The 13,158-nt window shown below is 56.4% G+C and carries 14 protein-coding genes and 1 other annotated feature; of the genes, 6 read left to right on the forward strand and 8 right to left on the reverse strand.

What is annotated here, in order from left to right:
• Positions 1-46 precede the first annotated feature (46 nt).
• A complete protein-coding gene (rplS, locus tag ACUXAC_RS16165; protein WP_015376707.1) occupies positions 47-403 on the forward strand; it encodes a 50S ribosomal protein L19 in 357 nt (118 codons plus the stop codon).
• 142 nt (positions 404-545) lie between these two features.
• Here the strand turns inward: rplS and ACUXAC_RS16170 are convergent, their stop codons facing one another.
• The 4 genes from ACUXAC_RS16170 to ACUXAC_RS16185 all read right to left on the reverse strand — a co-directional run bounded on the left by ACUXAC_RS16170 (position 546) and on the right by ACUXAC_RS16185 (position 2,573).
• On the reverse strand, positions 546-773 hold the full coding sequence (locus ACUXAC_RS16170) for an ogr/Delta-like zinc finger family protein (protein ID WP_016929021.1): 228 nt from the start codon (positions 771-773) through the stop codon (positions 546-548).
• A gap of 65 nt (positions 774-838) precedes the next feature.
• Positions 839-1,354, reverse strand: coding sequence for a lysozyme (locus ACUXAC_RS16175; protein WP_038871806.1), 516 nt, complete (start codon positions 1,352-1,354; stop codon positions 839-841).
• The gene (locus ACUXAC_RS16180; RefSeq protein WP_038871804.1) at positions 1,338-1,559 is read right to left on the reverse strand and encodes an HP1 family phage holin; all 222 of its coding nucleotides are present in this window, start codon (positions 1,557-1,559) and stop codon (positions 1,338-1,340) included. Before ACUXAC_RS16180 ends, ACUXAC_RS16175 begins: the two co-directional genes overlap by 17 nt.
• A 249-nt stretch (positions 1,560-1,808) precedes the next feature.
• Positions 1,809-2,573, reverse strand: a complete 765-nt coding sequence (locus ACUXAC_RS16185; RefSeq protein WP_047728881.1) for a DUF481 domain-containing protein — start codon at positions 2,571-2,573, stop codon at positions 1,809-1,811.
• A gap of 506 nt (positions 2,574-3,079) precedes the next feature.
• On the opposite strand from ACUXAC_RS16185, the gene ACUXAC_RS16190 reads away from it, so the two are divergent.
• Both ACUXAC_RS16190 and tyrA read left to right on the forward strand, forming a co-directional pair.
• Positions 3,080-4,156, forward strand: a complete 1,077-nt coding sequence (locus ACUXAC_RS16190) for a 3-deoxy-7-phosphoheptulonate synthase (RefSeq protein ID WP_038871801.1) — start codon at positions 3,080-3,082, stop codon at positions 4,154-4,156.
• 3 nt (positions 4,157-4,159) lie between these two features.
• Positions 4,160-5,281, forward strand: coding sequence for a bifunctional chorismate mutase/prephenate dehydrogenase (tyrA, locus tag ACUXAC_RS16195; protein WP_049273621.1), 1,122 nt, complete (start codon positions 4,160-4,162; stop codon positions 5,279-5,281).
• Positions 5,282-5,342: 61 nt separating this feature from the next.
• On the opposite strand, the gene pheA is transcribed toward tyrA, so the two are convergent.
• The 4 genes from pheA to bamD form a co-directional block, all read right to left on the reverse strand.
• Positions 5,343-6,500 carry a bifunctional chorismate mutase/prephenate dehydratase gene (gene pheA / locus ACUXAC_RS16200; protein ID WP_060425327.1) on the reverse strand — a complete coding sequence of 386 codons (1,158 nt, stop codon included), beginning with the start codon at positions 6,498-6,500 and terminating at the stop codon, positions 5,343-5,345.
• Between the two features lie 42 nt (positions 6,501-6,542).
• Positions 6,543-6,669, reverse strand: a sequence feature (Phe leader region).
• Entirely contained in the window at positions 6,621-6,668 is a 48-nt protein-coding gene (locus tag ACUXAC_RS16205; protein ID WP_101428074.1) for a hypothetical protein, read from the reverse strand. Its footprint overlaps the feature before it by 48 nt.
• Positions 6,670-6,791: 122 nt before the next feature.
• Positions 6,792-7,133, reverse strand: a complete 342-nt coding sequence (raiA, locus tag ACUXAC_RS16210; protein ID WP_004932457.1) for a ribosome-associated translation inhibitor RaiA — start codon at positions 7,131-7,133, stop codon at positions 6,792-6,794.
• 312 nt (positions 7,134-7,445) lie between these two features.
• Positions 7,446-8,177, reverse strand: a complete 732-nt coding sequence (gene bamD, locus ACUXAC_RS16215) for an outer membrane protein assembly factor BamD (protein WP_004932456.1) — start codon at positions 8,175-8,177, stop codon at positions 7,446-7,448.
• Between the two features lie 131 nt (positions 8,178-8,308).
• Here bamD and rluD point away from each other — a divergent pair, with 131 nt between their 5' ends.
• The 3 genes from rluD to clpB all read left to right on the forward strand — a co-directional run bounded on the left by rluD (position 8,309) and on the right by clpB (position 12,721).
• On the forward strand, positions 8,309-9,286 hold the full coding sequence (gene rluD / locus ACUXAC_RS16220; RefSeq protein ID WP_004932452.1) for a 23S rRNA pseudouridine(1911/1915/1917) synthase RluD: 978 nt from the start codon (positions 8,309-8,311) through the stop codon (positions 9,284-9,286).
• Positions 9,286-10,017, forward strand: a complete 732-nt coding sequence (gene yfiH / locus ACUXAC_RS16225; protein WP_070914976.1) for a purine nucleoside phosphorylase YfiH — start codon at positions 9,286-9,288, stop codon at positions 10,015-10,017. Before rluD ends, yfiH begins: the two co-directional genes overlap by 1 nt.
• A 130-nt stretch (positions 10,018-10,147) precedes the next feature.
• Positions 10,148-12,721: an ATP-dependent chaperone ClpB gene (gene clpB / locus ACUXAC_RS16230; protein WP_025301647.1), complete on the forward strand. Its 2,574-nt coding sequence runs from the start codon at positions 10,148-10,150 to the stop codon at positions 12,719-12,721.
• Positions 12,722-13,158 lie beyond the last annotated feature (437 nt).

A 13,158-nucleotide genomic window follows, 5' to 3' on the forward strand; every position in this document is an offset into this window, starting at 1 on the left:
TCAGACGGGACCGATATATCAGTTTACCTAGGGTAAGAGACATATTATGAGCAACATTATTAAGCAACTTGAACAAGAGCAGATGAAACAAGACGTACCTGCATTCCGTCCGGGTGATTCCGTGGAAGTGAAGGTATGGGTCGTTGAAGGTAGCAAAAAACGTCTGCAGGCATTCGAGGGCGTGGTTATCGCTATCCGTAACCGCGGTCTGCACTCTGCATTCACTGTTCGTAAGATTTCCAACGGCGAAGGTGTTGAGCGCGTATTCCAGACTCACTCCCCAGTAATCGACAGCATTACTGTTAAACGTCGTGGTGCCGTTCGTAAAGCTAAACTGTACTACCTGCGTGAACGTACTGGTAAGGCTGCTCGTATCAAAGAGCGTCTGAACCGCGTTAACTAACGCTGCATCCAAAAGTTAATAGTTATCAGGGGTTGGCCTATGCCAGCCCCTTTTTTTATCTGAAAATCCAGCTGCGTTGCATTTGCGAGATTTGGCCACGTTGTAGCGACATTAAAAAGCCTGCATCAGCAGGCTTTTTGCATTACAGCGCGGCGGCGCTTTGTTTATGCTGATTCTCCGGCGGGTGCGGCTGCGCCGGGACAATGTCATCGCCGGGCTTGACGATCACCCGTGCAACGGATTCGTGCGTGGCGAACGTGCAGCTGCAGTTGATGTTGCGGCATTGATGGTAACGCTCTTTGGTCGATTCGCTCAGATAGCGACTGGAGCGAGTGTGGGCCACGTGACCGCATAGTGGACAGTGCATCATAAGAACCCCCCTTGAACAAATTAAGTGAAATTGTTGTGGCATCACCACTTAGGCGAGCGAGCCCGTCATGATGAGGCAATGCCTTGCAAGCACAGTGCGCGTTCCGTGGCGCGTCGCTGTTCCAGCCCCTTGTTTTTCTTTCCGTTTACGTAAACCCAACGTGGCAACTGATCGCAAGCCTGTTGCCACTGGCGCTGTTGCAGCAGCGTGACCAGCGTGGAGTGGCAGGCGGCGCTGATGCCCACGTTGAAGGCGAAGGCGATCACCGCGTCATAGGTTTCTTGTGGGAGCGTTTGCGGCAGGCAGGCGGCCATGCCACGCTCGGTGCGGCGAACATCGTCTACCAAATCCACAGCGGCTTGCCGCTCATCGATAGCCTGGCCCGGGATGACGCCGGCGGTGTGTCCAATGCCCTGTGTCCACACTCCGGCGCTGCACTGGTAAGGCGACAGGCGGCAACCTTCGAGATCGGCGATCAGCCTGAGGCCGGCTTCTGAGGTTTGCAGCTCGCCAAATGACGGTAACAGCACGGCGATGGCCAAAACGGCGGCGACGCTGCAGCGCTTAACGATTGCACTCATCGTAAATTTTCCTCCGTGATGCCGCATTGCGCTCAATAGCCTTCAAGATCTGCAGGCTTTTACGTCGGTAGTACCAGTTCACCAGAAACGTGCCGATTCCTACCGCCGCACCGACTAAAAAGGCAATGTCCTGCGGAGAGAGCCTGCCGAGCCAGGCGAGAAACAGCGCCATGGCGTAGGTGATGAATGAGGTGATTTTCTCCATAGCTTATGCTCACTTTGTTTACAGTCTCTCGGAGCTGGGGGTTATCGATGCGTTGTTGGCCACTCGCTATCGAAATCCATCATGCCACGAGGCTGTATAATAATTACTGTATATGCATACAGTATTAAGCTATTTGCTAAAGTCGTCAATGGGCGAGATGAATATTTTTAGCAGATTGTGCAAGAGAGAGCGGCGGGTATAAAAAAAGCCCATCGATGATGGGCTTCGAGAGATTCTGGGCGGGGGAGGTTACAGGCCGTAGACCAGCGTGACCGAGGTGGTGGTATCGGTGTTTTTCGGTGCGGAGGCCGGCGGTTTGCTGTTGTAGGTCACGGTGTAGGCCACGCGCAGTGAGAAGCGATCGTTGATCGCCACGTTCAACGCGCTTTCCGAGTTCAGCGTGGTTTCCTCGTTCGCCAGCGCGGAAACGCCCTGAATGAACTTGGTGTTGTCGGTCAGCTGATAGGAATAGTTGGCCGCACCGTAGGCCAGCCCTTTGGTCGAGCGGCCGCCGCCGTGGTATTCGTCATGGCGTACGCCGGGACCAAATTCCACCCGCAGATCGCTGAGCGGCCCGTTGAGGAGTTGGCGGCCGTAACCGCCGGTCAGCGTGGAGCGCGAGTCATAACCGTTGAAACGGTCGCTCAGCCAGCTGGCCTGGCCGAACAGGTAGTTGCGATCGGTCAGGTTATAGCGCGTACGGCCACCGGCCTGGTACTTTTCGGACGAGCGCACGTTGGAGGAGGTGGTGTTGTTGGCCGCCCCCCACAGGCTATATGCCGCGTCGGTATTGAACCAGGTCATATTGGTGTTGGCCAACAGGGTGGAGCTTTGCGAGTTGCCGGACTGGGCGTTGTAGCCCGCCTGCACGTTGCCTTCGAACGGTTTCTTGGCGGTGGCCGGATCGTCCATCGCGGTGAAAAGCGTATTGTCGGCAAGGGCTGAAACACTGGTGAAAGTCGTTAAGCAGCAAATATACAGCGGAAAAGCGCGACGAGCGCGAGAAGAGAGCATCTTGGATCCAGTTGTTAAGGGTGGTTATTGTTGATGACGGTCACATTATATCGGTTCACTTCGGCGACAAAAATAGCCGCCATTAGCTTAAGTTTTTAATTTTTATTCCTCATTTATTCGCTTTTCTTCTACTTAAATTCATCGCTTTCGGCGGCATTTCGTGCTGAGTCTGACGGTATCCGCTACTGTCCGTTCGTGGGCGCCGAGACGGGCGGTGTATCTTCCCTGTAAAACTAATTGTACAAATATGTTTACGTTTTGGGGGTTTGGTTCGCAGGGTGCCCAGGCGCGTTTTGATGATTCTGTGATTTGATTATATTTTTGATTTAAATGAATTTAATTGTATTTCATTGATGTTTTTATACATGTTTTTTTATAAGCAAAAGCACGGTAATTTTTTATTTACGGAAATTGGATTGAAATCTTTACATCGCGTGATAAGGTAGAGCCCTGAAACGCTCAATGTTCCATTTCAACGCATAACGCCAAACGACAGGAATAGCATCATGCAAAAAGACGCGCTCAATAACGTACACATCAGTGCAGAACAGGTTCTCATCACGCCGGAGGAGCTGAAGAACCAGTTCCCGCTTAGCGCCGACGACGAAAATGAAATCGCCACCGCGCGCAACACCATCGCCAACATTTTGCAGGGGCGCGATCATCGCCTGTTGGTGGTGTGCGGGCCTTGTTCGATCCACGATCCGGATGCGGCGCTGGACTACGCCCGTCGTTTGAAAACCCTGGCGGCTGACTTGAGCGATCAGCTGTATATCGTTATGCGCGTCTATTTTGAAAAACCCAGAACCACTGTCGGCTGGAAAGGTTTGATCAACGATCCGTACATGGACGGTTCGTTTGACGTTGAAGCAGGCTTGCACATCGCGCGTCGCCTGTTGCTGGATCTGGTGGGCATGGGCTTGCCGTTGGCTACCGAAGCGTTGGATCCGAACAGCCCGCAGTACCTGGGGGACTTGTTCAGCTGGTCGGCGATCGGCGCGCGCACCACCGAATCGCAGACCCACCGCGAAATGGCTTCCGGCCTGTCGATGCCGGTCGGGTTCAAAAACGGCACCGACGGCAGTCTGGGCACCGCCATCAACGCCATGCGCGCCGCCGCTATGCCACACCGCTTCGTCGGCATCAACCAGGCGGGCCAGGTTTGCCTGCTGCAGACGCAGGGCAACCCGGACGGGCACGTGATCCTGCGCGGCGGCAAAACCCCGAACTACAGCGCCGAGCACGTTGCGGCCTGTGAAAAACAGATGCTCGAGGCGGGACTCCATCCGTCCTTGATGATAGATTGCAGCCATGGCAACTCGAATAAAGACTATCGCCGTCAGCCGGCGGTGGCCGAGTCCGTGGTGGAGCAGATCAAAGCGGGCAACCGTTCGATCACCGGCATTATGCTGGAGAGCCATCTGCATGAGGGCAATCAGTCTTCCGAACAGCCGCGTGCAGACATGCGTTACGGTGTGTCCGTCACCGACGCCTGCATCGACTGGGAGAGCACGGAAACGCTGCTGCGTCATATGCATCAGGAACTCGGCGCTGCGCTGACGGCACGCACGGGAGAAAAGTAAGTTATGGTGGCAGAACTGACCGCGCTGCGCGATCAAATCGACGAGGTGGACAAAGCGTTGCTGGATCTGCTGGCAAAACGCCTGCATCTGGTAGCGGAAGTGGGGGAGGTGAAAAGCCGCCACGGTTTACCGGTTTATGTGCCGGAGCGCGAGGCGGCGATGCTGGCCTCGCGCCGTCAGGAGGCGGAAAACCTCGGGGTGCCGCCGGATTTGATCGAGGACGTCTTGCGCCGCGTGATGCGCGAATCATACGTCAGCGAGAACGATAAAGGCTTTAAAACCCTGTGCCCGCAGCTGCGGCCGATCGTCATCATCGGCGGCAACGGCCAGATGGGCCGGCTGTTCAACCGTCTGCTGACGCTGTCGGGTTATCAGGTCAGGGTATTGGATCAGGAAGATTGGCCACAGGCGGAACAGCTGTTGGCCGACGCCGGCATGGTGATCGTCAGCGTGCCGATCCATGTGACAGAGCAGGTGATAAGCCGCCTGCCAACGTTGCCCGACGACTGTATTCTGGTGGATTTGGCGTCGGTGAAGAACCGTCCGCTGCATGCGATGCTGGCGGTGCACAACGGCCCAGTGGTGGGGCTGCACCCGATGTTCGGCCCGGACGTGGGCAGCGTGGCGAAGCAGGTAGTGGTCTACTGCGATGGCCGCCGGCCGGAGGCTTACCAGTGGTTGCTTGAACAACTGCAGGTGTGGGGGGCGCGGCTGCATCGCATCAGCGCGGTCGAACACGATCAAAACATGGCGTTTATTCAGGCGCTGCGGCACTTCGCCACCTTCGCCTACGGGTTGCACCTGGCGGAAGAGAACGTGCAACTGGAGCAACTGCTGGCGCTCTCCTCGCCGATCTACCGGCTGGAGCTGGCGATGGTTGGCCGCCTGTTTGCGCAGGATCCGCAGCTGTACGCCGACATCATCATGTCGTCGGAGGAAAATGTGGCGCTGATTAAGCGTTACTACCAGCGCTTCGGCGAGGCGATAAAGTTGTTGGAGCATGGCGACAAACAGGCGTTTATCGACAGTTTCCGCAAGGTGGAGCACTGGTTCGGCGATTACGCCCAGCGCTTCCTGGTGGAGAGCCGCACGCTGTTGCGGCAGGCTAACGACAGCCGGCAGTAAAACGCGGGTGGTAAACGTAAAGGTAAGGGGTTCGGCTTGGCCGAACCCTTTTTTTATGGTTTCAGGATGGGTTGACCGGCACCACGGTGTCGCTCGGGTAACAGCCCAGTACCTTCAGCGAGCGGGTGATTGGTGCCAGATCGCGCAGCGCTTTTTGCATCGCGTCGGCACGCAGATTGGCCTGCACATCGATATAAAACATCTCTTCCCACGGATTGCCGTTGATCGGGCGTGACTCCAGCTTGGTCATGATGATGCCGTTGTCGCGCAGAACCAGCAGCGCTTCGACCAGTGCGCCGGATTGCTGGCCGGTCGCCATGATCAGCGTGGTTTTGGCCGGCACCTGTTCGGAGACGTCAATCGCTTTACGCGCCAGGACGATAAAGCGGGTGATGTTCTGCTGCTGGTTGGCAAGGTTGTGTTCCAGCACCTGCAGCCCGTACAGTGCGCCGCCGGCTTCGCTGCCCAGCGCCGCTACCTTCGGTGAATTCAGCTTGGCGACTTTCTCCATCGCGGCGGCGGTGCTTTCGGTGTATTCGATTTTCCAGTGCGGGAAGCGGTTCAGGAACTGGCTGCACTGCTGGAACGGCTGCGGGTGACTGTAGACGGTTTCAATCTGGCTCAAATCACTGTCGCCGGCAATCAGAACGCAGTGGTTGATCGGGTTAGTCAGCTCGCCGACGATCGACAGACTGGTGTGTTGCAGCAGATCGTACACCTCGTTAATCGAGCCGGAGCTGGTGTTCTCGATCGGCAGTATCGCGTAGTCCGCCTGGCCGGTTTCCACCTGGGTGAAGATATCCTGAAACTTCTGGCAGCCGCATTCGATCAGCTGATCGAAATGGCGGGCGGCGTATTGACGCGCCGCCAGATGTGAATAAGAGCCTTTCGGGCCGAGGAAGGCGATGCGGGCGGAGTGCTGGCTGACGGGGTTGAGCTGGTGCTGCAGCAGCGCCTGTTGGGTCAGAACGGAGTCTTCAATGATCAGTTGGAACAGGCGGGTGACGTAGAAGCCGTCCAGGTCGTAAGGTTTGGCGGCGGCGATCAGCGCGTCCAGCAGGTCGCGCTCGCGTTCTTTATCGCGGATCGGGCGGTGAGAGTGCAGCTTGGTCTTGCCGACTTCGATCGCCAGCTCACGGCGTTCCGCCAGCAGGGCCAACAGTTTCAAGTCCAGTGCGCTGATGCGCTCGCGCAGCACCAATAACGGGTTGTCAGTCATAATCAGCTTCCGCCTTCAGTTCTTATTCGTTGTAAAATAGCCATAAAAAAAGCCCCCTGTTTCCAGGAGGCCTTGTTGTTCGTCTTCGCATTCTTTCTCACACGACGAAACGCCTCCCAGTCAGGGGAAGGTAAAAAAGAATGCGAAGAAAAACGGTGTGCGTGGCATGGTCTACCTAAGGTTAATGCGATCAGGTTTTAAAGTAACCGCTGGCCTTTACCCCGTCAACAAAAATACCCGACAAAAAACGCGCCCTCGGGCGCGTTTGATGCGGCAATCGCTGTCGGACGGTTATTCTTGCTCTTGCGTGACTTCCGGCACGATGTCTTTCACGCTGGCATTGCAGCGGCGCGCTTCGCCTTTGTGCTGCACCTTGTTCAGCTGGCGCTCCAGCTTGGCGATCAGCTCATTAACGGCGGTGTACATGTCATCATGTTTGGCGCTGGCGACCAGCGGGCCGTTAGGCGTGGTAATGGTAGCGTCGGCGACAAACCCCTGCGGTTCTTTAGATAAGACGATATGTGGGTTTATCAGCTGGGTCTGCCATTTTTCCAGTTTGGTGAGACGGTCTTCGACGTGATTGCGGATTGCGGGAGTGATATCCATTTGTTTGCTGGTAATGTTCAATGTCATATAACTTACCTCTCTGTCTTTCCGTCTTGGTGAATCCAGCATACCCCGCTTTTTGTTTAAATGCGTGATGTAAATCACGATTTTTTGTCACTTTTTGCAAAGTTAGTTCAATCTGTGATTCAGCATCTGAATTGGTTATCTAATGCTTGAGAGTTGCCGCCGGATGGCGCATTATCGATGAGTTGACCGGTGAGAGGCGCTAGCTAACACCGTGTTTTTACTTGTGTATTTCTCCAGTAAAAAACCGGTCCACGCCAATGAAAACGGCAGCCGAGGCTGCCGTTTTGTTTTTCTGTCGTTGCCGACGCGCGGTTATTGCGGGTTGGCGGCGATCACTTTGGCCACTTTGTCAGCCTGGCCGTTCAGCTGCAGCTGCTTGTAGGCATTTTCCATCAGCGGCAACACGTCGTGCGTCGCTTTGGTATCCGGGAATTCACGCAACATCTGCTCGGCGCGATTAACGACCGCGACGTAAGCACCGCGTTTAGTGTAGTATTCCGCCACCGAAAGCTCATACTTGGCCAAGCGGTCTTTCAGATACACCAAACGCTTGTTGGCGTCGGTCGCGTATTGGCTGTTCGGGTATTGCTGAATCAACTGGCTGAAGTCGCGGAACGCAGCGCGAGCGTGCTGAGGATCGCGGTCAGAACGGTCAACCCCGAAGAAGCCCTGCAGTGCGCTGTCATCGAGCGCCATGTCGGTCAGGCCGCGCATGTACATCACGTAATCGATGTTCGGGTGCGTCGGGTTCAGACGCATGAAGCGATCGATGGATGCCTGAGCCATCGGCAAGTCGGCAGCCTTATAGTAGGCGTAAATCAAATCCAGCTGGACCTGCTGGGAATACGGCCCGAAAGGATAGCGGTTATCTAACGCTTCGAGTTGCGTAATCGCGCCCTTGAAGTTACCGTCCTGCAGTTTTTGCTGCGCGGTAGCATAGATTTCCGAAGGTGGGTTGTCGGGAACCGCATCCTTGGATGTGGAGCAACCTGCCAGCGCCAGGCTCAACGTGGCTGCCGCCACCAGATATTTCATACGCGTCATGACGTTTTGATTATCCTCAGGGTGTTATTCCGGGAGACTGTCCGTTAAGCTCCCGACAAAGACCAGGTACAATAGCACATTATATTAAACGGCATCGCCGTGAAAACCCAACGTTAACGAAGAAGCTGCATATGGCACAACAAGTACAACTCACCGCAACGGTGGCCGAATCTCAACTCGGACAACGTTTAGATCAGGCTTTGGCCGAATTGTTCCCTGATTATTCACGATCTCGCATAAAAGAGTGGATCCTGGGCGATCGGGTGAAGGTCAATGGCAAAACGTCAAACAAACCGAAAGAGAAGGTGCTGGGCGGAGAGACCGTCGCCATCGATGCACAGATTGAAGAAGAGGCGCGTTGGGAGCCGCAGGATATCGCGCTGGATATCGTCTATGAAGACAGCGACATCCTGGTGATCAACAAACCGCGCGATCTGGTGGTGCACCCTGGTGCCGGTAACCCGGACGGCACGGTGCTCAATGCGTTGCTGCATCATTACCCGGAAATCGCCGACGTGCCGCGTGCCGGCATCGTACACCGTCTGGATAAAGACACCACCGGTCTGATGGTGGTGGCGAAAACCGTGCCGGCGCAAACCCGGCTGGTGGAAGCGCTGCAGGCGCGTGAAATTACCCGTGAATACGAAGCGGTGGCGATCGGCACCATGACCGCCGGCGGCACGGTAGAAGAGCCAATCGCGCGTCACTCCACCAAGCGCACCCACATGGCGGTGCACCCGATGGGTAAACCGGCGGTGACGCACTACCGCATTATGGAACACTTCCGTGCGCACACCCGTCTGCGTCTGCGCCTGGAAACCGGCCGTACTCACCAGATCCGCGTACACATGGCTTACATCAGCCATCCGCTGGTGGGCGATCCGCTGTACGGCGGCCGTCCACGTCCGCCGAAAGGCGCTTCGGAAGCCTTCATCAACACGCTGCGCGGCTTTGACCGCCAGGCGCTGCACGCCACCATGCTGCGTTTGTATCATCCGATCAGCGGTATCCAGATGGAGTGGCATGCGCCGCTGCCGCAAGACATGGTCGATCTGATCAACGCGCTGAAGGCGGACACCGAAGAATTCAAAGATCAGATGGACTGGTAATGAATTCGCTCATTCTGCCCGACTGGCCGTTGCCTTCCGGCGTTAAGGCCTGCAGCACCACGCGCGGCGGCGGCACCAGCCTGCCGCCTTATGACTCGCTGAACCTCGGCGCCCACGTCGGTGACGAGGAGCAAGCGGTGAAGCGCAATCGGGAACGGTTGGTTACCGCCGCCGGCTTGCCGCAGATGCCTGTATGGCTCGAGCAAGTACATGGCACCCGCGTGGTGACGTTGACGGGGCAAGCGCCCGCCGATCTGCGGGCGGATGCGGTGTACAGCAACGTGCCGGGGCAGGTGTGTGCCGTGATGACGGCGGATTGTCTGCCGGTGCTGTTCTGCTCGCAGAACGGCGATGAAGTGGCCGCCGCCCATGCCGGCTGGCGTGGGTTGTGCCACGGCGTGCTGGAACAAACCGTGGCGGCGTTCAGCGCCGCACCGGGCCAGATCCGCGCCTGGCTGGGGCCGGCGATTGGCCCGCAGCAGTTTGAAGTCGGGCCGGAGGTGCGTGCCGCCTTTATCGCGGAAGACGCCGAAGCCGCGGCGGCGTTTATGCCGCACGGCGATAAGTTTTTGGCTAATATCTACTTACTGGCGCGCCAACGTTTGTTGCGGGCAGGCGTGCAGGCCATCTATGGCGGCGACCGCTGCACGGTTAACGAAAAGAGTCATTTTTTCTCCTATCGACGCGATGGAATAACCGGACGTCTGGCAAGTTTAATCTGGCTGATATAACCTATTGAATTAGGACGATCCAACGACGCATGGCGTTGTACCGAAAATTTAGCGTCGAGATAACCTTGAAAATTTGAGGGATGACCTCATTTAATCTCCAGTAGCAATTTCGACCCATCTTGGAGGTGTTATGCGTCTGGATCGTCTTACCAACAAATTCCAGCTTGCCCTCGCCGATGCCCAGTCACTAGCCCTTGGGCACGACAACCAGTTTATTGAACCGCTACATCTGATGAGCGCCCTGCTCAATCAGGAAGGGGGCACGGTTCGTCCACTATTAACTTCCGCAGGTATCGATGCCGGGCGCGTGCGCACCGAAATCGAACAGGCGCTGTCCCGTTTACCGCAGGTAGAAGGCACCGGTGGCGACGTTCAACCGTCCCACGAGCTGGTGCGCGTCTTGAACCTGTGCGACAAGCTGGCGCAGAAGCGCGCGGACAAATTCATTTCTTCCGAGCTGTTTGTGCTTGCGGTGCTGGAAGACCGCGGCTCGTTGACCGACTTGTTGAAAGCGGCCGGCGCAACGGCCGACAAAATCAGCAAAGCCATTGAACAAATGAGAGGCGGTGACAGCGTGGAAGACCAAGGCGCCGAAGACCAACGGCAAGCATTGAAGAAATACACCATCGATCTGACCGAACGCGCCGAGCAGGGCAAACTTGACCCGGTAATCGGCCGTGACGAAGAGATACGCCGCACCATCCAGGTGCTACAGCGCCGTACCAAAAACAACCCGGTGCTGATCGGCGAGCCTGGCGTGGGTAAAACCGCCATCGTCGAAGGCCTGGCGCAGCGCATCATCAACGGCGAAGTGCCTGAAGGGCTGAAGCACAAGCGCGTATTGTCCCTCGATATGGGCGCCTTGATCGCCGGCGCCAAGTATCGCGGCGAGTTTGAAGAGCGCCTGAAAGGCGTGCTCAACGATCTGGCCAAGCAGGAAGGTAGCGTTATCCTGTTTATCGACGAACTGCACACCATGGTTGGCGCCGGTAAGGCGGATGGCGCGATGGATGCGGGCAACATGCTCAAACCAGCGCTGGCGCGCGGCGAGCTGCACTGCGTCGGCGCGACTACGCTCGACGAGTACCGTCAGTATATAGAAAAGGATGCGGCGCTCGAACGTCGTTTCCAGAAAGTGTATGTGGCGGAGCCGAGCGTGGAAGACACCATCGCTATCCTTCGCGGCTTGAAAGAACGTTACGAACTGCACCACCACGTGCAGATCACCGACCCGGCCATCGTGGCTGCGGCAACGCTTTCGCACCGTTATATCGCCGATCGTCAATTGCCGGACAAGGCTATCGACCTGATCGACGAAGCGGCGTCCAGCATTCGTATGCAGATGGATTCCAAGCCGGAATCGCTCGACAGGCTTGAACGCCGCATCATTCAGTTGAAGCTGGAACAACAGGCGTTAAATAAAGAGTCTGACGACGCCAGCAAGAAACGCCTGGACATGCTCAGCGACGAGCTGGGACAGAAAGAGCGCGAATATTCGGAGCTGGAAGAAGAGTGGAAAGCGGAAAAAGCCTCGCTCTCCGGCACCCAGAACATCAAGGCCGAACTCGAGCAGGCCAAAATCACCCTGGAGCAGGCGCGCCGCGTCGGCGATCTGGGGCGGATGTCGGAACTGCAGTACGGCAAAATTCCTGAGCTGGAGAAACAGCTCGCCGCCGCCACGCAGGCCGAAGGCAAGAGCATGAAGCTGCTGCGCAACCGGGTGACCGATGCGGAGATTGCTGAAGTGCTGGCGCGTGCGACCGGTATCCCGGTTGCCAGAATGCTGGAAGGGGAGCGTGACAAACTGCTGCGCCTGGAGCAAGAGCTGCATTCGCGGGTTATCGGCCAGGACGAAGCGGTCAGCGCGGTCTCGAATGCTATTCGCCGCAGCCGCGCCGGATTGTCCGATCCTAACCGGCCGATCGGTTCGTTCCTGTTCCTCGGCCCGACCGGGGTTGGGAAAACCGAGCTCTGCAAAGCGCTGGCTTCGTTCCTGTTCGACAGCGACGACGCCATGGTGCGTATCGACATGTCCGAGTTTATGGAGAAACACTCCGTTTCTCGTCTGGTCGGCGCGCCTCCGGGTTATGTCGGCTATGAAGAGGGCGGTTACCTCACGGAGGCCGTGCGCCGCCGGCCTTATTCGGTGATTCTGCTGGATGAAGTCGAGAAAGCGCACCCGGACGTATTCAATATTCTGTTGCAGGTGTTGGATGACGGCCGACTGACCGATGGTCAAGGCCGTACCGTCGATTTCCGCAATACTGTGGTGATCATGACGTCCAACCTGGGCTCAGATCTGATCCAGGAGCATTTCGGTCAGATGAACTACGCGCAGATGAAAGAGTCGGTGATGGAGATGGTGAGTCACCACTTCCGTCCGGAGTTCATCAACCGTATCGACGAAGTGGTGGTGTTCCATCCGCTGGGCGAGAAACACATTGCTGCAATTGCCAAGATTCAGCTGTCGCGTCTGTACAAGCGTTTGGAAGAGCGCGGTTACGAAGTGACCATGACCGAACCGGCCCTGGCGCTGTTGAGCAAAACGGGTTACGACCCTGTGTATGGTGCGCGTCCGTTGAAACGCGCTATTCAGCAGGAGATCGAGAACCCGCTGGCGCAGCAAATACTGTCCGGCAAGCTGATCCCTGGCAAGCTGGTCACGCTGGATGTGGAAAACGACCATATTGTTGCACGTCAATAACGGCAATCGAGCGTAATAAAGATGAAAGGGAGCGGGTGACCGCTCCCTTTTCTTTATCTTCGTTTGTCCCTATTTACAGGGTTTGCCGCTATTACTGTGCTAAAACCGGTATTTTTTGACTAATAAACATCCTAAAAAGGCATTTTTGGTGATTATTTGAACGCTTGAAAAGTTTTTTGCATTTAGGGGTTGCGGCCCGCCGAGAACTCCCTATAATGCGCCTCCACTGACCGGGAACAACGACTGACAAGCCGCCGGGTCAGCGAGAAGAAAGCGAAATAAACGCTTGACTCTCAGGGCGAAAAGCGTAATATACGCAGCCCGCGCCGATGAGTTTCTCGGCACTGCTCTTTAACAATTTATCAGACAATCTGTGTGGGCACTCCACAAGACGATATCCAGCATCTTCGGATGCAAAAAAATATCAAGTCTTGAAG

The sequence above is a fragment of the Serratia sp. 121840015-1 genome, assembly GCF_053627655.1.

Excerpts from the sequence above, each read along its gene's own strand:
- ACUXAC_RS16190 (WP_038871801.1), top strand. The coding sequence starts at position 3,080 with ATGCAAAAAGACGCGCTCAATAACGTACACATCAGTGCAGAACAGGTT.
- ACUXAC_RS16185 (WP_047728881.1), bottom strand. The coding sequence starts at position 2,573 with ATGCTCTCTTCTCGCGCTCGTCGCGCTTTTCCGCTGTATATTTGCTGC.
- ACUXAC_RS16175 (WP_038871806.1), bottom strand. The coding sequence starts at position 1,354 with ATGAGTGCAATCGTTAAGCGCTGCAGCGTCGCCGCCGTTTTGGCCATC.
- tyrA (WP_049273621.1), top strand. The coding sequence starts at position 4,160 with ATGGTGGCAGAACTGACCGCGCTGCGCGATCAAATCGACGAGGTGGAC.
- bamD (WP_004932456.1), bottom strand. The coding sequence starts at position 8,177 with ATGACGCGTATGAAATATCTGGTGGCGGCAGCCACGTTGAGCCTGGCG.
- rluD (WP_004932452.1), top strand. The coding sequence starts at position 8,309 with ATGGCACAACAAGTACAACTCACCGCAACGGTGGCCGAATCTCAACTC.
- ACUXAC_RS16170 (WP_016929021.1), bottom strand. The coding sequence starts at position 773 with ATGATGCACTGTCCACTATGCGGTCACGTGGCCCACACTCGCTCCAGT.
- rplS (WP_015376707.1), top strand. The coding sequence starts at position 47 with ATGAGCAACATTATTAAGCAACTTGAACAAGAGCAGATGAAACAAGAC.
- pheA (WP_060425327.1), bottom strand. The coding sequence starts at position 6,500 with ATGACTGACAACCCGTTATTGGTGCTGCGCGAGCGCATCAGCGCACTG.
- raiA (WP_004932457.1), bottom strand. The coding sequence starts at position 7,133 with ATGACATTGAACATTACCAGCAAACAAATGGATATCACTCCCGCAATC.
- clpB (WP_025301647.1), top strand. The coding sequence starts at position 10,148 with ATGCGTCTGGATCGTCTTACCAACAAATTCCAGCTTGCCCTCGCCGAT.
- ACUXAC_RS16180 (WP_038871804.1), bottom strand. The coding sequence starts at position 1,559 with ATGGAGAAAATCACCTCATTCATCACCTACGCCATGGCGCTGTTTCTC.
- yfiH (WP_070914976.1), top strand. The coding sequence starts at position 9,286 with ATGAATTCGCTCATTCTGCCCGACTGGCCGTTGCCTTCCGGCGTTAAG.